The organism is Pseudomonas sp. GW822-FHT06D10, assembly GCF_058799535.1.
In genome coordinates, this window is record NZ_JBXALN010000002.1 from 467,377 (window position 1) to 485,131 (window position 17,755).

Annotated in this window: 17 protein-coding genes; 14 read left to right on the plus strand and 3 right to left on the minus strand. The window is 63.3% G+C overall.

What is annotated here, in order from left to right; translation table 11 throughout:
• Window positions 1-205: 205 nt before the first annotated feature.
• From AC1RL5_RS07645 to AC1RL5_RS07675, 7 genes are read left to right on the plus strand one after another with little or no spacing between them, the layout of a single operon-like run.
• Window positions 206-1,828 carry a methyl-accepting chemotaxis protein gene (locus AC1RL5_RS07645; RefSeq protein WP_072451187.1) on the plus strand — a complete coding sequence of 541 codons (1,623 nt, stop codon included), beginning with the start codon at window positions 206-208 and terminating at the stop codon, window positions 1,826-1,828.
• Window positions 1,828-2,364: a chemotaxis protein CheW gene (locus AC1RL5_RS07650; protein ID WP_207239836.1), complete on the plus strand. Its 537-nt coding sequence runs from the start codon at window positions 1,828-1,830 to the stop codon at window positions 2,362-2,364. The genes AC1RL5_RS07645 and AC1RL5_RS07650 overlap by 1 nt, the downstream gene beginning before the upstream one ends.
• Window positions 2,361-3,635 carry a CheR family methyltransferase gene (locus tag AC1RL5_RS07655; protein ID WP_072451185.1) on the plus strand — a complete coding sequence of 425 codons (1,275 nt, stop codon included), beginning with the start codon at window positions 2,361-2,363 and terminating at the stop codon, window positions 3,633-3,635. The genes AC1RL5_RS07650 and AC1RL5_RS07655 overlap by 4 nt, the downstream gene beginning before the upstream one ends.
• Window positions 3,632-4,318 (plus strand): chemotaxis protein CheW, encoded by a 687-nt coding sequence (locus AC1RL5_RS07660; protein ID WP_015634305.1) that lies wholly within the window; start codon window positions 3,632-3,634, stop codon window positions 4,316-4,318. The genes AC1RL5_RS07655 and AC1RL5_RS07660 overlap by 4 nt, the downstream gene beginning before the upstream one ends.
• Complete coding sequence (locus AC1RL5_RS07665; RefSeq protein ID WP_093404484.1) at window positions 4,315-6,639, plus strand: hybrid sensor histidine kinase/response regulator; 2,325 nt, start codon at window positions 4,315-4,317, stop codon at window positions 6,637-6,639. The genes AC1RL5_RS07660 and AC1RL5_RS07665 overlap by 4 nt, the downstream gene beginning before the upstream one ends.
• Window positions 6,636-7,646 carry a chemotaxis response regulator protein-glutamate methylesterase gene (locus AC1RL5_RS07670; RefSeq protein ID WP_011059482.1) on the plus strand — a complete coding sequence of 337 codons (1,011 nt, stop codon included), beginning with the start codon at window positions 6,636-6,638 and terminating at the stop codon, window positions 7,644-7,646. The genes AC1RL5_RS07665 and AC1RL5_RS07670 overlap by 4 nt, the downstream gene beginning before the upstream one ends.
• 48 nt (window positions 7,647-7,694) lie before the next feature.
• Complete coding sequence (locus AC1RL5_RS07675) at window positions 7,695-8,696, plus strand: response regulator (RefSeq protein WP_011059483.1); 1,002 nt, start codon at window positions 7,695-7,697, stop codon at window positions 8,694-8,696.
• Window positions 8,697-8,701: 5 nt separating this feature from the next.
• Here AC1RL5_RS07675 and AC1RL5_RS07680 read toward each other — a convergent pair whose 3' ends face one another.
• Window positions 8,702-9,217 carry a hypothetical protein gene (locus tag AC1RL5_RS07680; RefSeq protein ID WP_093404479.1) on the minus strand — a complete coding sequence of 172 codons (516 nt, stop codon included), beginning with the start codon at window positions 9,215-9,217 and terminating at the stop codon, window positions 8,702-8,704.
• Between the two features lie 188 nt (window positions 9,218-9,405).
• Here AC1RL5_RS07680 and prfB point away from each other — a divergent pair.
• From prfB to AC1RL5_RS07715, 7 genes are all read left to right on the plus strand, one after another.
• Window positions 9,406-10,501, plus strand: a protein-coding gene (gene prfB / locus AC1RL5_RS07685; protein ID WP_100255254.1) for a peptide chain release factor 2 whose coding sequence is annotated in 2 segments (ribosomal slippage) — window positions 9,406-9,477 and window positions 9,479-10,501 — 1,095 coding nt in all. Because the reading frame shifts where the segments join, the coding sequence is not laid out codon by codon here.
• A gap of 112 nt (window positions 10,502-10,613) precedes the next feature.
• A complete protein-coding gene (gene lysS, locus AC1RL5_RS07690; RefSeq protein WP_072451182.1) occupies window positions 10,614-12,116 on the plus strand; it encodes a lysine--tRNA ligase in 1,503 nt (500 codons plus the stop codon).
• A gap of 105 nt (window positions 12,117-12,221) precedes the next feature.
• On the plus strand, window positions 12,222-12,938 hold the full coding sequence (locus AC1RL5_RS07695) for a TetR/AcrR family transcriptional regulator (RefSeq protein WP_011059487.1): 717 nt from the start codon (window positions 12,222-12,224) through the stop codon (window positions 12,936-12,938).
• 88 nt (window positions 12,939-13,026) lie between these two features.
• The gene (locus AC1RL5_RS07700) at window positions 13,027-13,572 is read left to right on the plus strand and encodes a hypothetical protein (protein ID WP_492589211.1); all 546 of its coding nucleotides are present in this window, start codon (window positions 13,027-13,029) and stop codon (window positions 13,570-13,572) included.
• A 35-nt stretch (window positions 13,573-13,607) separates the two neighbouring features.
• A complete protein-coding gene (locus AC1RL5_RS07705) occupies window positions 13,608-14,885 on the plus strand; it encodes a flavohemoglobin expression-modulating QEGLA motif protein (protein WP_011059489.1) in 1,278 nt (425 codons plus the stop codon).
• A 117-nt stretch (window positions 14,886-15,002) separates the two neighbouring features.
• Complete coding sequence (locus AC1RL5_RS07710; protein WP_019093912.1) at window positions 15,003-15,929, plus strand: alpha/beta hydrolase; 927 nt, start codon at window positions 15,003-15,005, stop codon at window positions 15,927-15,929.
• Window positions 15,926-16,252: a PA3694 family proteiin gene (locus AC1RL5_RS07715; protein WP_011059491.1), complete on the plus strand. Its 327-nt coding sequence runs from the start codon at window positions 15,926-15,928 to the stop codon at window positions 16,250-16,252. The genes AC1RL5_RS07710 and AC1RL5_RS07715 overlap by 4 nt, the downstream gene beginning before the upstream one ends.
• A gap of 112 nt (window positions 16,253-16,364) precedes the next feature.
• Here the strand turns inward: AC1RL5_RS07715 and lptF are convergent, their stop codons facing one another.
• Both lptF and AC1RL5_RS07725 read right to left on the minus strand, forming a co-directional pair.
• The gene (lptF, locus tag AC1RL5_RS07720; RefSeq protein ID WP_011059492.1) at window positions 16,365-17,153 is read right to left on the minus strand and encodes a lipotoxin F family OmpA-related lipoprotein LptF; all 789 of its coding nucleotides are present in this window, start codon (window positions 17,151-17,153) and stop codon (window positions 16,365-16,367) included.
• Window positions 17,154-17,206: 53 nt separating this feature from the next.
• Complete coding sequence (locus AC1RL5_RS07725; RefSeq protein ID WP_011059493.1) at window positions 17,207-17,620, minus strand: DUF4398 domain-containing protein; 414 nt, start codon at window positions 17,618-17,620, stop codon at window positions 17,207-17,209.
• Between the last annotated feature and the right edge of the window lie 135 nt (window positions 17,621-17,755).

Genomic DNA, 17,755 nt, shown 5'->3' on the forward strand with positions numbered 1-17,755 from the left:
AGTGCCGTTCGCCAGGGATGGCGGTTCTGCCGGGTGGATTTGCCGAATTGCCTTGGCCGGGGTGATGAAAAACGCCGCTCAGCCGCCATCCAGAGCGGGTGCACAAATTTATCGAAAGTGCCAACCGTGGTGCTAAACCACCCATAAAACCTGCATCGTCCTCGGCTATACTCCCCACATTTTTGAATGGCCTCGAGGACTGACTGTGAAGAACTGGACGTTGCGCCAACGCATTTTGGCGAGCTTTGCGGTGATTATCGCCATCATGCTGTTGATGGTCGTCGTCTCGTACTCGCGGCTGTTGAAGATCGAATCCGGTGAGGAGCGCATGCGCAATGACGCGGTGCCCGGGGTCTATTTCAGTTCGATGATCCGCAGCGCCTGGGTCGACAGCTACCTGCAGACCCAGGAAATCATCGGCCTCAAGCAGAATGAGGACATCAGCGCCGAGGACAAGGCGGACTTCAAGGCCTTCGAAGAACGCCTGCAGACCCAGATGACCAATTACAAGCAGACCATCAACAGCCGCGAGGACCAGAGCGAGTTCGATGCCTTCGAGAAGGATCTTCAAGATTTCAACCGCATCCAGGCCGCCGTGCTCGATCTGCACCAGCGTCGCCAGGAAGCCGAGGCAATCCGCCTGTTCAATGAGCAACTGACCCCGGCCTGGACCGCGGGGCGGATGAAACTCAACGACATCATCAGTGAAAACAAGGCCGTGGCCGACTCCGCCACCGCCGCCATCGACGATGCGGTGGCCGCGGCCAAGGTCAGCATGGGCGTGTCGTTGCTGCTGGCGGTGCTGGCTGCCGGGCTCTGCGGCCTGCTGCTGATGCGCGCAATCATGGCGCCGATGAACCGCATCGTGAGCATTCTGGAAATCATGCGCACCGGTGACCTGAGCGGCCGCTTGAACCTGGACCGCAAGGACGAGTTCGGCGCCGTGGAAACCGGCTTCAACGACATGATGACCGAGCTCACCGCCCTGGTGTCCCAGGCCCAGCGCTCCTCGGTGCAGGTCACCACCTCGGTGACCGAGATCGCCGCCACCTCCAAGCAGCAACAGGCCACCGCCACCGAGACGGCCGCCACCACCACGGAAATCGGCGCCACTTCGCGGGAGATCGCCGCGACCTCCCGGGACCTTGTGCGCACCATGACCGAAGTGTCCAGCGCCGCCGACCAGGCCTCGGTGCTTGCCGGCTCCGGCCAGCAGGGCCTGGCGCGCATGGAAGACACCATGCACTCGGTGATGGGCGCGGCAGACCTGGTGAACGCCAAGCTGGCGATCCTCAACGAGAAGGCCGGCAACATCAACCAGGTGGTGGTGACCATCGTCAAGGTCGCCGACCAGACCAACCTGCTGTCGCTCAACGCCGCCATCGAGGCCGAGAAGGCCGGCGAGTACGGCCGCGGTTTTGCCGTGGTCGCCACTGAGGTGCGGCGCCTGGCGGATCAGACCGCAGTGGCTACCTATGACATCGAGCAGATGGTCCGTGAGATCCAGTCGGCGGTGTCGGCGGGGGTCATGGGCATGGACAAGTTTTCCGAGGAAGTGCGCCGCGGCATGGCCGAGGTGCAGCAGGTGGGTGAACAGCTGTCGCAGATCATCCATCAGGTCCAGGCCCTGGCTCCGCGGGTGCTGATGGTCAATGAGGGCATGCAGGCCCAGGCCACAGGTGCCGAGCAGATCAACCATGCCCTGGTGCAACTGGGGGATGCCAGCAGCCAGACCGTCGAGTCCCTGCGCCAGGCCAGCTTTGCCATTGATGAGCTGAGCCAGGTGGCGGTGGGGCTGCGCAGCGGCGTTTCGCGTTTCAAAGTCTGATGGATGAGCTCGCGCACAAGCGCAACGGCGCAATTGACGCCAAGAATGCTCTGTTCCTGGTGTTCCGCATCGGCCAGGAGCGCTATGCGCTGCAGGCCGTGGATGTGGTGGAGGTGTTGCCGCGCCTGCAGCTCAAGCCCATTGCCCAGGCGCCGTCGTGGGTGGCCGGGGTGTTTGCCTATCGCGGCGTGGTGGTGCCAGTCATCGACCTGTGCGAGCTGACCTTCGGCCGCCCGGCGCAGTTGCGCACCAGTACCCGGCTGGTGCTGGTGCACTACCGTGGCGATGCCGGGCAGCCGGCGCGGATTCTCGGGCTGTTGCTGGAACGGGCCAACGACACCCTGCGCTGCGACCCGGCGCAGTTCCAGCCCTATGGCCTGGACAACCGCCAGGCGCCATACCTGGGGCCGGTGCGCGAAGACGCCCAGGGCCTGCTGCAATGGGTGCGGGTCGACGACCTGCTGCCTCTCAAGGTGCGTGAGCTGCTGTTTCCCGCCGTGCCCCTGGATCCGGCATCGCTTGAGGAGCCTCGATGAGCGAGGAGCAACGATTTTTCGATTTCCTCAAGGAACGTATCGGCCTGGATGTCGCCTCCGTGGGGCCGGCGATCATCGAGCGCGCGGTACGCCAGCGCTGCAATGCCCTGTATGCCCGCAGCAGCGATGAGTACTGGCAGAAACTGCAAGGCTCGCGGGATGAGCAGCAGGCCCTGATCGAAGCGGTGATCGTTCCGGAAACCTGGTTTTTCCGCTATCCGGAATCCTTCGCTACCCTGGTCAAGCTGGCCAAGGCGCGGCTGGCGCAGATCAAGGGCATGCGAGCCCTGCGCCTGTTGAGCCTGCCGTGCTCCACCGGCGAGGAGCCCTATTCCATCGCCATGGCCCTGCTCGATGGCGGCCTGGCGCCGCATCAGTTCAAGGTCGACGGCCTGGACGTCAGCCCATTGTCGGTGGAGCGGGCCAAGGCTGCGCTGTACGGCAAGAATTCCTTTCGTGGCCAGCCCATCGAGTTTCGCGAGCGGTATTTCAACCCTGAAGAAGGCGAGCGCTATCGCCTGAGCGAGCGGGTTCGTGAGCAGGTGCGGTTGCAGGTGGGCAATGTCCTGGATCCGGGCTTGCTGGCCAGTGAACCAGCCTTCGATTTCGTGTTCTGCCGCAACCTGCTGATCTATTTTGACCAGCCGACCCAGCGCCAGGTGTTCGAGGTGCTCAAGCGCCTGACCCATGAAGAGGGCGTGCTGTTCATCGGCCCCGCCGAAGGCAGCCTCCTGGGCCGCCTGGGCATGCGCTCCATCGGCATCCCGCAGTCCTTCGCCTTCAGCCGCCACCATGAGCCCGAGCCGGCCCCGGTGGCGCTGCCGCAACCCTTGCCGCTGCCGGTTCCCGTGCGCAGCGTGGTGCCCCCGGCGCCGCGCCCACGGCCGTTCGCCAGGCGCCCGGTAGCGGCGCCGTTGAGCGACGGCGCGCGGATGGAAAGCGATGCCGCCAGCCTGCTGGCCACCATTGCCGCCCTGGCCAACGAGGGCAAGAGCGCCGAGGCCCGTGCCGCCTGCGAGCGTTATTTGCAGCAGCACGAGCCGGTGGCCCAGGTGTTCTACTGGCTGGGCCTGCTCAGTGATGTGGCCGGCAACGCCATGGAAGCCCAGGGTTACTACCGCAAGGCCCTGTACCTGGCGCCCCAGCACCCCGAAGCCCTGGCGCACTTGGGCGCGCTGCTGGCTTCCCAGGGTGATGTGGCCGGGGCCCAACGATTGCAGGAGCGCGCGGCCCGCAGCGTTCGCTCTGCCGACAGTGAGTTGAAACGATGAGCCATCCCTATTCATTGGACGTCACCCGTGAAGATGCGCAGGCCATCGATGATTGCTGGAACCGCATCGGTATCCATGGCGACAAGTCCTGCCCGTTGCTGGCCGAGCACATTCATTGCCGCAACTGCTCGGTGTATTCGGCCGCCGCCACCCGCCTGCTGGACCGCTATTCGTTGCGCCAGGAGGACCGCGAGCATTCGGTGGTGCTGGAGGCCGACAGCGATGTGGTCACTCGCTCGCTGCTGATGTTCCGCCTCGGCGAAGAGTGGCTGGGCCTGCCGACCCGCTGCCTGCTGGAAGTGGCACCGCAGCAGGCGATTCATTCCTTGCCGCACCAGCGTTCGCGCGCCCTGCTGGGGGTGGCCAATGTCCGCGGGGCGCTGGTGGCCTGCCTGTCGCTGACCGAGCTTCTGGGGCTGGATCCTTCCCCGGCCGCGCCGGCAGGAGGACGGGTGATGCCGCGCATGCTGATCATCGGCGCCGCCGGAGGCCCGGTGGTGGTGCCGGTGGACGAAGTGCACGGCATCCACGCCATCGACGAGCGCATCCTCAACGGCGCCTCGGCCTCCGGCGAGCAGGCCAATGCCAAGTACACCCGTGGCGTGTTGCAATGGCAGGGGCGCAGCCTGCGCCTGCTGGACGAAGAGCAATTGCTCGCGGCCGTGACCCGGAGCCTGACATGACCCCCGATCAGATGCGCGACGCCTCGCTGCTGGAGCTGTTCAGCCTGGAAGCCGAAGCCCAGACCCAGGTGCTCAGCACCGGGCTGCTGGCCCTGGAGCGCAACCCGACCCAGGCCGACCAGCTGGAAGCCTGCATGCGCGCAGCCCATTCCCTCAAGGGCGCGGCGCGGATTGTCGGGGTCGATGCCGGGGTCAGCGTTGCCCACGTGATGGAAGACTGCCTGGTGAGCGCCCAGGAAGGACGGCTGTACCTGCAGCCCGAGCATATCGATGCCCTGCTGCAGGGCACCGACCTGCTGATGCGCATCGCCACCCCGGGCGGTGCGGAGCTGGTCGCCGCGGACATCCCGTTGTACGTGGCCCTGATGGAGCGCCTGTTGACCCCAGGGGCCGCGATGCCGGCGGCGCAAATGCCGGAACCGCCAGTGCCGGAGCTGCCAATCGCACAACCGCAAGCCCCGGTGCAAGCCCATGGAGCGCTCCTGGGCGAGCCCGAGGCCGAACCCGTGCTGCTGGCTGCCAGCGAACCCGTCCATGAGCCCGCTCGCCCGGGCAAGCGCATGACCGAAGGCGGCGAGCGGGTGCTGCGGGTCACGGCCGAGCGTCTCAACAGCCTGCTGGACCTGTCGAGCAAATCCCTGGTGGAAACCCAGCGACTCAAGCCCTACCTGGCCACCTTGCAGCGCCTGCGGCGGATCCAGAGCAACAGCCTGACCGCCCTGGAAAACCTCAACCTGCACCTCAAGGAACATGCCTTGAGCCTGGAGGCTCAGGAGGCCCTGGCGGATGCGCGGCGCCTGCTGGCCGAATCCCAGCAGTTGCTGGCGGAGAAAACCGCCGAGCTCGACGAATTCGGCTGGCAGGCCAGCCAGCGCGCCCAGGTGCTCTACGACACCGCGCTGGCCTGCCGCATGCGGCCCTTTGCCGACGTACTCACCGGCCAGGTGCGCATGGTTCGCGACCTGGGGCGCAGCCTGGGCAAGCAGGTACGCCTGGAGATCGAGGGGGAGAAGACCCAGGTCGACCGCGATGTGCTGGAGAAACTCGAAGCGCCGTTGACCCACTTGCTGCGCAACGCCGTCGATCACGGCATCGAACTGCCGGAGCAGCGCCTGCTGGCGGGCAAGCCGGCGGAAGGGGTGATTCGCCTGCGGGCATCCCACCAGGCTGGTCTGCTGGTGCTGGAACTCAGTGACGACGGCAATGGGGTCGATCTGGAGCGTTTGCGCCAGAGCATTGTCGAGCGCCAGTTGTCGCCGGCGCAGACCGCGGCCCAGCTCAGTGAGGAAGAGTTGCTGACCTTCCTGTTCCTGCCGGGCTTCAGCCTGCGGGACAAGGTCACCGAGGTCTCCGGTCGCGGCGTCGGCCTGGATGCGGTGCAGCACATGGTGCGTCAGCTGCGCGGGGCGGTGGTGCTGGAACAGGACACTGGCCAGGGCAGCCGTTTCCACCTGGAGGTGCCGCTGACCCTGTCGGTGGTACGCAGCCTGGTGGTGGAGGTCGGCGACGAGGCCTACGCCTTCCCGCTGGCCCATATCGAACGCATGTGCGACCTGGAGCCCGAGGCCATCGTCCAGGTGGAAGGGCGCCAGCATTTCTGGCACGAAGGCCGGCATGTCGGCCTGGTCGCCGCCAGCCAGTTGCTGCAGCGGCCGGCAACCCAGGAAAGCGCGCCAACTCTGAAAGTGGTGGTGATCCGCGAGCGCGATGCGGTGTACGGGATCGCCGTGGAGCGTTTCATCGGCGAGCGCACCCTGGTAGTGCTGCCGCTGGACGACCGCCTGGGCAAGATTCAGGACATCTCCGCCGGAGCCCTGCTCGATGACGGCCGGGTGGCGCTGATCGTGGATGTCGAGGACATGCTGCGCTCGGTGGACAAACTGCTCAATACCGGGCGTCTGGAGCGCATTGCGCGCAACCATCAGCAGCACGCACAGGCCGCGCGCAAGCGTATTCTGGTGGTGGACGATTCGCTGACGGTGCGTGAATTGCAACGCAAGCTGCTGATCAACCGCGGTTACGACGTGGCGGTGGCAGTGGATGGCATGGATGGCTGGAATGCCTTGCGTTCGGAAAGCTTCGACCTGTTGATCACCGACATCGACATGCCGCGAATGGATGGAATTGAATTGGTCACACTCTTGCGTCGTGACAATCGCCTGCAGTCCCTGCCGGTGATGGTGGTGTCCTACAAGGACCGTGAGGAAGACCGGCGCCGTGGACTGGATGCCGGTGCCGACTATTATCTAGCCAAAGCCAGTTTCCATGACGACGCCCTGCTGGATGCAGTGGTGGAACTGATTGGAGGAGCGCGGGCATGAAGATAGCGATAGTCAATGACATGCCCATGGCCGTGGAGGCCCTGCGCCGTGCCCTGGCCTTCGACCCCAGCCACGAGGTGGTGTGGGTCGCCACCAATGGTGCGGAAGCGGTGAAGTACTGTGCCGAACTGACCCCGGACCTGATTCTCATGGACCTGATCATGCCGGTGATGGATGGCGTCGAGGCCACGCGGCGGATCATGGCCGAGTCGCCGTGCGCCATCGTGATCGTCACCGTCGATCGCCAGCAGAATGTGCACCGGGTGTTCGAAGCCATGGGCCACGGCGCGCTGGATGTGGTGGACACCCCGGCCCTGGGCGCGGGCAATGCCCAGGAAGCGGCGGCGCCACTGTTGCGCAAGATCCTCAATATCGGTTGGCTGATCGGCCAGCGCGGCAGCCGGGTGCGTTCCGCGCCCCAGCCACTGCGCAGCGGTGCGCCACGCCAGAGCCTGGTGGCCATTGGCTCCTCCGCGGGTGGGCCGGCGGCTCTGGAAGTGTTGCTCAAGGGCTTGCCAAAGGACTTTGCCGCCGCCATCGTGCTGGTCCAGCACGTTGATCAGGTGTTTGCCGCAGGCATGGCCGAATGGCTCAGCAGTGCCTCCGGCCTGGAGGTGCGCCTGGCCCGGGAAGGCGAGCCGCCGCAAAGCGGCAAGGTCCTGCTGGCGGGCACCAACCATCATATCCGTCTGTTGAAGAACGGCACCCTGGCCTATACCGCCGAGCCGGTGAACGAGATCTACCGGCCCTCCATCGATGTGTTTTTCGAGAGCGTTGCCAGTTTCTGGAATGGCGATGCGGTGGGGGTGCTGCTGACCGGCATGGGCCGTGACGGCGCCCAGGGCTTGAAGCTGATGCGTGATCAGGGTTATCTGACCATCGCCCAGGACCAGAACAGCAGTGCGGTGTATGGCATGCCCAAGGCGGCCGCTGCCATCGGCGCCGCCTCAGAGATTCGCCCGCTGGACAAGATCGCTCCACGTTTGCTGGAGATATTTGCCAAATGACTGATAAACGCAGCTGTCCTGGCCAGGTAGCAATTCAGGTGACAACCCATGAATGATTTACAGCTCGACGAATTCAAGACCGACGAAAATGCCGCCATGGTGTTGCTGGTGGACGACCAGGCCATGATCGGCGAAGCGGTGCGGCGTGGGTTGGCGAACGAGGAAAACATCGATTTCCACTTCTGCGCCGATCCGCACCAGGCCATTGCCCAGGCGATCCGCATCAAGCCCACGGTGATTCTCCAGGACCTGGTGATGCCGGGCCTGGACGGCCTGACCCTGGTGCGCGAGTACCGCAACCACCCGGCGACCCAGAACATCCCGATCATCGTTCTCTCCACCAAGGAAGACCCGCTGATCAAGAGCGCGGCCTTTGCCGCCGGGGCCAACGACTACCTGGTCAAGCTGCCGGACAACATCGAGCTGGTGGCGCGCATTCGCTATCACTCCCGTTCCTACATGACCCTGTTGCAGCGTGACGCGGCCTACCGCGCCCTGCGGGTCAGCCAGCAGCAACTGCTGGACACCAACCTGGTGCTGCAACGTCTGATGAACTCCGACGGCCTGACCGGGCTGTCCAACCGCCGGCATTTCGATGAGTACCTGGAGCTGGAGTGGCGGCGGGCGATGCGTGAACAGAGCCAGCTGTCGCTGTTGATGATCGACGTCGACTACTTCAAGACCTACAACGACACCTTCGGCCACCTGGAGGGCGACGAAGCCCTGCGCAAGGTGGCCACGGCGATTCGCGAGGCCAGCAGCCGGCCTTCCGACCTGCCGGCCCGCTACGGCGGCGAAGAGTTCGTGCTGGTGCTGCCCAATACCTCGCCGGGCGGGGCGCGACTGGTGGCCGAGAAGCTGCGCCAGACCGTGGAAGCCTTGAAAATCCCCCATATCGCGCCGGTGGAGGGCGCGAGCCTGACCATCAGCATCGGTCTTTCCACCGTAACGCCGCAGCCCAACAGCCATTGCCGGCAGTTGATTTCGGCGGCGGACAAGGGGCTGTACCTGGCCAAGAACAACGGTCGCAACCAGGTCGGGATCGAGTAACCGCCTCAGCTTCCAGGCTGCTCGTCGGTCTCCGGGGCCCGAGTGACGGGCACCAGGGTGTCGCCGAACAGGTAGTAGCTGTGGCTTGCGGTTTGCGAGCAGGTGAGAAGGGCGGCTTCGACCCTGTATCGGGTGTGCAGGTCGAGCCTTTTCTCGTTGAAGAGGTTGTTCAGCCGGCAGCAGGCGGCGATGGGGTAGTCACCGAAGCTGTAGCTGAAGTGGCCATTTCTGTGGCTGGAGACCCAGGTGGCGCTGAATTGGCCTTGCAGCCACTGGGTCCGGGCTGCCACCTCGCTTTGCTGGCCTTTCAGACGATGCAAGACCCACCACCACAGGAAGATCGCCCACGGTACCAGCAGGGCGCAGGCCAGCCGTGGGGAGATCAACAGCCAGACCCCTTGCAGCAGGACCAGCACGAACAGGCTCAGGAACAGGCATATGAATGCCTGTGCTCCCCTGAGATTGCGACGCTCGCGGGCCTTTATGTAGCGGATTTGCGAGTCGCTGAGGGTTCTCTCCATGGCGGGCCGTTTCCTGGTTCTGCTGGCAAGCGAGTGCGAGAAGTGGCATTCACGCTCGGATTGTATAGGTCCTGGCGCTTAAATTAGCGGGTCTAATTGCGCTTAAAGCCGCTAAGCGGGCTGCCGTGAATCAGTGATTCCGTTATAATCTCCGGCTTTCAAAAGTTCGCCAACGAGTGCCGCCCCCCATGGAAATCAACCCGATCCTGAACACCATCAAGGACCTGTCCGAGCGCTCCGAAACTATTCGGGGGTATCTTTGACTACGATCAAAAGCATGAGCGTCTGACCGAGGTCAATCGCGAGCTTGAAGATCCGAGTGTCTGGAACAAACCCGAATACGCCCAGGAACTGGGCCGCGAGCGCGCAGCGCTGGCACAGATCGTCGAGACCCTGGACGAACTGAACGGCGGCCTGGCCGATTGCCGCGATCTGCTGGACATGGCGGTCGAGGAAGAGGACGAAGGCGCGGTAGGCGATGTCGTCGCCGAGCTGGCCCGTCTCGAGGAAAACCTCGCCAAGCTCGAATTCCGCCGCATGTTCAGCCACGAAATGGACCCGAACAACGCCTACCTGGACATCCAGGCCGGCTCCGGCGGCACCGAGGCCCAGGACTGGGCCAACATCCTGCTGCGCATGTACCTGCGCTGGGCCGACAAACGCGGTTTCGACGCGACCATCATGGAACTGTCGGCCGGTGAAGTCGCCGGTATCAAAGGTGCGACCGTGCACATCAAGGGCGAATACGCCTTTGGCTGGCTGCGCACTGAGATCGGCGTGCACCGTCTGGTGCGCAAGAGCCCGTTCGACTCCGGCAATCGTCGCCACACCTCGTTTTCCGCCGTTTTCGTCTCGCCCGAGATTGACGACAAGGTGGAAATCGAAATCAACCCGGCAGACCTGCGGATCGACACCTATCGTTCCTCCGGTGCCGGCGGTCAGCACGTAAACACCACCGACTCGGCCGTACGTATCACCCACGTACCGACCAACACCGTGGTCAGCTGCCAGAACGAACGTTCCCAGCACGCCAACAAGGACACCGCCATGAAAATGCTGCGGGCCAAGTTGTACGAGCAGGAAATGCAGAAGCGCAACGCCGCGTCGCAAGCGCTGGAAGACACCAAGTCGGACATCGGCTGGGGTCACCAGATCCGCTCCTACGTGCTCGATGCGTCGCGGATCAAGGATCTGCGCACCAACATCGAACGCAGCGACTGCGACAAGGTACTCGACGGCGACATCGACGAATACCTGGAAGCCAGCCTGAAGTCGGGCTTGTAATACTGCAATACGGGATCGGCTGACACGGTGCGATCCCGTAAGAGCCGGCTTGCCGGCGATCTCCAGGCCGAAGGCCTGGGGGCAATGAACCTGTGATGGAATTTCAAAAGACATGAGCGACCAACAACTCGACCCGCAAGCCCTGCAACAGGAAGAAAACTCCCTGATCGCCCTGCGCAAGGAAAAGCTTGCTGCCGAGCGCGCCAAGGGCAATGCCTTCCCGAACGACTTCCGCCGCGAAAACTACTGCGAAGATCTGCAGAAGAAATACGCGGACAAGACCAAGGAAGAGCTCGCAGAGGCTGCAATCCCGGTCAAGGTTGCCGGTCGCATCATGCTCAACCGTGGCTCGTTCATGGTGATCCAGGACATGACCGGTCGCATTCAGGTCTACGTCAACCGTAAAACCCTGTCCGAAGAAACCCTGGCCTGCGTCAAGACCTGGGACATGGGCGACATCATCGCTGCCGAAGGCACTCTGGCCCGTTCCGGCAAGGGTGACCTGTACGTTGAAATGACCAATGTGCGCCTGCTGACCAAGTCGCTGCGCCCGCTGCCGGACAAGCACCACGGCCTGACCGACACCGAGCAGCGCTACCGTCAGCGCTACGTCGACCTGATCGTCAACGAAGAAGTACGCCAGACTTTCCGCGTGCGTTCGCAAGTGATCGCCCACATCCGCAGCTTCCTGATGAAGCGCGACTTCCTCGAAGTCGAAACGCCGATGCTGCAGACCATCCCTGGCGGCGCGGCGGCCAAGCCGTTCGAAACCCACCACAACGCGCTGGACATGGAAATGTTCCTGCGTATCGCCCCTGAGCTGTATCTGAAGCGCCTGGTGGTTGGCGGTTTCGAGAAAGTGTTCGAGATCAACCGCAACTTCCGTAACGAAGGCGTTTCGACCCGTCACAACCCTGAATTCACCATGTTGGAGTTCTACCAGGCTTACGCCGACTACGAAGACAACATGGACCTGACCGAAGAACTGTTCCGCGAACTGGCGCAGCTTGTGTTGGGATCTACCGACGTGCCGTACGGCGACAAGGTGTTCCACTTCGGCGAGCCGTTCGCGCGCCTGTCGGTGTTCGACTCGATCCTCAAGTACAACCCCGAACTGACCGCTGATGACCTGAACGACATCGACAAGGCTCGCGCCATCGCCAAGAAGGCCGGTGCCAAGGTGCTGGGCTTCGAAGGCCTGGGCAAGTTGCAGGTGATGATTTTCGAGGAACTGGTGGAGCACAAGCTGGAGCAGCCGCACTTCATTACCCAGTACCCGTTCGAAGTGTCGCCGCTGGCCCGTCGCAACGACGATAACCCCAACGTCACCGACCGTTTCGAGCTGTTCATTGGTGGTCGCGAAATCGCCAACGCCTACTCCGAGTTGAACGACGCGGAAGACCAGGCAGAGCGCTTCATGGCCCAGGTGGCGGACAAGGACGCCGGTGATGACGAAGCCATGCACTACGACGCCGACTTCGTCCGTGCCCTGGAATACGGCATGCCGCCCACCGCCGGCGAGGGCATCGGTATCGACCGCCTGGTGATGTTGCTGACCAACTCGCCGTCGATTCGCGACGTGATCCTGTTCCCGCACATGCGGCCGCAAGCTTAAGTGCTCTGAATAATCAGCCGCCTTTATCAGGCGGCTTTTTATTGTCTGGTTGGAACTGACGTACCGCTTCTAATTCTGTGTGATTTTTAAGAGGGAATACCTGTCGTGAACCGCGCAATTGCTCAAGAAGGTGCAGCTGGCATCGCCACTGCGGTGGCTGAAAGTGTTCAGTACCAGGGCCGCAAGGCCAGCCGCCAAGGCAGTGAGCAGCGTAGACAGGATATTCTCGATGCCGCCATGCGCATTGTCGTGCGTGACGGCGTGCGGGCCGTGCGCCATCGTGCGGTGGCCGCCGAAGCCGGTGTGCCCTTGTCGGCCACCACCTATTACTTCAAGGATATCGATGACCTGCTCACCGATACCTTCGCCCAGTACGTGGAGCGCAGCGCGGCGTTCATGGCCAAGCTGTGGGCCAGCAACGAAGGGCTGCTGCGGGAAATGGTCGCCTATGGCGACGGCAGCGCCGCCTCGCGCTCGCAACTGGCCGACGATATCGCGCGTATGACCGCCGATTACGTACGGCGCCAGTTGAGTACCCGTCGTGAACACCTGATGGCCGAACAGGCCTTCCGCCAGGAAGCCTTGCTCAACCCGCGCCTGGCGCAGCTGGTGCGCTCGCACCAGCAGATCCTGCTGCACGGCACTTGCCAGTTTTTCCAGGTCCTGGGCTCGCGGGAGCCGCAGCAGGATGCCAAGGTATTGACGTCGATAATCGGCCGGATGGAATATCAGGGCCTGCTCAACGGCGCCGAGCCGCTGGTGGAAGAAGAGATGCTCGGCATCCTCACGCGCTACATGCATCTGGTTCTGGCTTCGGTCTGAGCCGCCCGGCCTGGCTTGCCGGCTGCGGCCTGGCGGTCGTGGCCCGCGCCAGCGGCTACAGTGATTCTGGTGTTCATGGGAGAGTTGCATGCAAGCCTGGCGCGTCCTGATTGCCCTGTCGTTCCTGCTGCTCAGCGGTTGCCTGGTGACCTTCAAGGAGCCGCTGCCGGCTGCGCAGGCGGCGCCTGCCCAATTGCTGGGCAAGTGGGCCAGCAAGAATGCCTGGGGCGAGCCGCTGAACATCCAGCTCAGCCAGATTGGCGCCAACCGCTACCGTGCCTCGAGTTACCCAGGCGGCACGGCGCGCCCGCGGGACACCTATGATTTCACCGTCTCCCGGCATGGCAACCGCTGGTACCTGTCAGCGGCGGTGCCCCAGGCCTTTGGCGGGCACTACAGCATTGCCGGCTTCGAGTTGACGGCAAGGCACGAACTGGTGCTTTACACCCTGGACCTGGAACAGATTCGCCAGGCCCTGGGTCAAAAGGCCTTGAGCGGTGAGCCCATGGCCACGGCCGAAGGCGATGGCGTGCTGATCAGCAGCCCCTTGCCCGAGGTCTTCGCCTACCTTGACGACCCCGCCAATTCCGACTTGTTCGTCGAGGCGGCGCGCTTCAAGCGCGTGGGCAAGTGACCCCGCGCTACAGACCCATTCAATAGGAGCTTTTGGTGGACGATTACCAGCAGACGATACGCACGTTGTCCGATCGCATAGTGCTGGCCCAGACACCGATCCGCGTGCTGGATGCGGTGAAGTGGGACGAGAACGTCCGCAAAGGCTTTCTCAAGGCCAAGGGCAAGGAAATGCCGGCGGTGGACCGCGCCTATTACGAGGGGCGGCCACTGTCTTTCGATTCTGGCGCGGTGAAGCTGGAATTCCAGAACATCGAGCGCGACATCACCCGCCAACTGGGCCAGTTCAACCCGGTGGGGCAGATCATGCGCCGCATGTGCAAGGAATACCGCATGGTGGTACGCATGCTCGAAGCACGGGGTACCGGCGACTTCGGCCTGATCTCGCAGGAGCTGTACGGCGCCGCATCCGATGCCTTCCATGCCGGCGACCCGACCCTGGCGGACCTGGGGCTGATGATGTCCGATTACCTGAACAACATCGACGGTCGGGGCGATCTCAAGGACGAACCCAAGACCCTGAGTGCCAAGGATGCCGTGAGCCTGCTGCAGAGCCGCCTGAACAAGGTGTTCGGCGAGGCAGAGGAAACCATCCGGGTGTTCGAGTCCGACGGGATCGTCGCCGACGCCGCGGCGGGCGCCGACTACATCAAGATCCGCAGCGATGCGATGTTCAACAACCGTGACGTGCGAGCCCTGGAAGTCCATGAGGGGCTGGTGCACGTGGGCACCACCCTGAACGGCCTCAACCAGCCGATCTGCACCTTCCTGGCCAAGGGCCCGCCCTCGTCCACGGTGACCCAGGAGGGGCTGGCGATCCTGATGGAGATCATCACCTTTGCCTCTTACCCCAGCCGTTTGCGCAAGCTGACCAACCGCACCCGGGCCATCCATATGGTGGAGGAGGGCGCGGACTTCCTGCAGGTGTTCGAGTTCTTCCGCGAGCAGGGCTTCGAGATGGCCGAGAGCTACGGCAATGCCAGCCGGGTGTTCCGCGGGTCGGTGCCCACGGGGCTGCCGTTTACCAAAGACTTGTCCTACCTCAAGGGCTTCATCATGGTTTACAACTACATTCAGCTGGCTGTGCGCAAGGGCAAGCTGGAGCAGGTGCCGCTGCTGTTCTGCGGCAAGACCACCCTCGAGGACATGCGCACCCTGCGCCAGCTGGTGGACGAAGGGCTGGTGGTGGCGCCCAAGTACCTGCCCGAACAGTTTCGCGACATGAACGCGCTGTCGGCCTGGATGTGTTTCTCCAACTTCCTCAACCATCTGAGCCTGGACCGGATCGAGGCGGACTACTCCAACATTCTTTGACTTCTGCCGGGGGGCGCACATGGACGTATCCACAGAGAGCTGTAGCCACTGGCACAGGCTGCGACAAGGCCCGCAGGGCCTTCAGCGCCCATCCGGGTACAGGCCAGGGGGCTGCGGATGAGCCGGCTGCTGAAGTGTTGCGCGGTATTTGCCCTGCTGCTGGGCCTGCAGGGCTGCAGTTCGTTGCTGTTCTATCCCGAACCCGGGCTGCCTTTCACCCCTGAGCGGGCCAGGCTCGAATACCGTGACGTGACCCTGACCACCGCCGATGGCCTCAAGCTGCACGGCTGGTGGCTGCCGGCCAAACCCGGAGTGGCGGTCAAGGGCACGGTGCTGCACCTGCATGGCAACGGCGGCAATCTGGCCTGGCACCTGGGGGGCAGTTGGTGGCTGCCGGAGCAGGGCTATCAGGTGCTGCTGGTGGACTATCGCGGTTATGGCCTGTCCGAAGGTGCACCGAGCCTGCCGGCGATCTATCAGGATCTGGATGCCGCGTTCAAGTGGCTGGACCAGGCCCCCGAAGTGCAGGGCAAGCCATTGATCGTGCTGGGGCAAAGCCTGGGCGGCGCCCTGGCCATCCACTACCTGGTACAGCACCCCGAGCGTCAGGCCCAGCTCAAGGCCATCGTCCTCGATGGCGTACCGGCCAGTTATCGCGATGTCGGGCGCTATGCCCTGAGCACTTCCTGGCTGACCTGGCCGTTGCAGGTGCCGTTGTCGTGGCTGGTGCCGGACACCGACAGCGCGATTCACTCGATGCCGCGCCTGACCGGGGTGCCGAAACTGATCTACCACAGCATCGACGATCCCATCGTGCCCCTTTCCAATGGCATCCGTGTGTATCAAGCTGCGCCCCCGCCCAGGGTCCTGCAGCTGACCCGCGGCGGCCATGTGCAAACCTTTGCCGATCCGACCTGGCGCCGCGTGATGCTGCGCTACCTCGATGATCCGCAGCATTTCGACGGGTTGCGCCGCCTGGGGGAGATCCCCAATTACCCGACGCCCCCGAATTCAGCAGTTGAACCTCCAGAGAGTCCGCAATGAGTGAAGAACGCAACGCCATTCCCATGATCATCACCGGTATCTGCAGCATCATCGTCACCGTGGGCAGCCTGTGGTACTACGGCTACCTGCACTTCGCCAAACCGGAGGATGCATTGCTGCTCAGCGACTTCACCATGCTCAAGACCGTGCCCGGCGAGGACTACAAGATCTCCCTGCAACCGGCCGATGAAGTGGCCCAGTGCATCGACGGTGTACTGGTGCTGTTCGACACCCAGCAGAAAGGCCTGACCGGGGTGCTGGTGAACAAGAAGAAGCAGGCCGTGCGTTGCATGGGGCAGGAAACCCCGCAACTGGAGCAGTGATCTGTTCGCCGGCAAGCCGGCTCCTACATGGATAACGGCATAAAAAAACGCCGCCGACCTGAAGAGGTTGGCGGCGTTTTGTCTTACCTGCCTATATAGGCAGGGTGCCCGATCAGTTGCGGCTGACCGACGAACGTGGTGCGACCGGCTGGTTGTCGTTGGAGATGGTGACTTCCACGCGACGGTTCATGGCGCGGCCGGAAACACTGCCGTTATCGGCCACCGGATATTCCTTGCCATAGCCCTGGCTGACGATGCGCGCCGGGTCGATACCCATGCGGATCAGAGCCATCTGCACCGAGCCAGCACGGCGCTCGGACAGCGACTGGTTGTAGGAATCGCTGCCGGTGCTGTCGGTGTAGCCTTCGACGATCACCTTGCGATCGGGGTTCTGCTGGAGGAATTGCGCCAGCTTGTTGATGTTCACCAGGCCGCTGGATTTCAGGTCGGACTTGTTGGTGGCGAACAGCACGTCACCGAAGGTCACCAGGGTGCCGCGGTCGGTCTGCTTGGCGTTGAGGCTGTCCTGCAACTGCTTGATCTGCGCGTCGCGGGCATCGAGGATGGCGCGGGCGCGCTGGTCGCCGGCGTCCTTGAGCTTGGCTTCGGCGGTGCGCAGGGCAATGGTTTCCTTGGCCACTTCAACCCGCTGGTTGGTCAGGTAGGCCAGTTGGTCGACCTTCTTCTCGTCGTCCTTGTTCAGGTAGGCCTTGTCGGCCTTGTCCATCCAGTCGGCGGCGTCCTTGGTTTCCAGGGCGGCGACCTTGCTGGCCTGCGGGTTGGCCTGCAGGGCGGAGAAGTTGGTGCGGGCATTTTCCAGGTTGGCGTTAGGCGGGGTGGAGCAGGCCGCCAGGGCTACGCTCATGGCCAACAGGGCTGGGATCATCAATTGTTTGCGCATAATGGTTCGTCCTTTCAATCAAATACGAGTACGTGGGAATCGGCGGCGGCTTCTTATTGCACGCTACGCATGCCTTCCTGACGCAGTTCCTGAACGCCTTTCTGCGAGTCTTTCAGCGCTTGCTCGGCCTTGGCGGCCTGGGCCTTGCGCTCTGCTACGCGGGCGTCCCACTCGGCTTGTTCAGCCAGGCGGCGGGCTTCGTCGTACTTCTTGTCGTGCATGGCAATCTCGGCTTGCTTGAGCTTGTCCTGCGCCGACTTCATTTCCACGGCAGCAAATTCGGTACCGCCTGCGCTCACTGCGCTATTGACCGCAGATTGCGTGACCGCGTACTGCTCGGTGGGCGGGTTCCCGGCACAACCGGCCAGAACCATGCTGCTACCGAGGGCCAGCGCGGCCAGCTTCAGCCCGCGCAGAGAGGTGAACGAGGATTTGGCAGTGCTGATCTTCATGGTCTTCAACTCCATTGGGTAACTCCTGGAAAACATCAAAATCCATCCTGGTTCTGGCGCCGTGACGCTTCAGTGACGACGAGCGCTGATGGCAAAATTTGAAACGGCCGTTCCAGTGATGGCTAATGGGTGTGACCCGAGGCTTTTTTG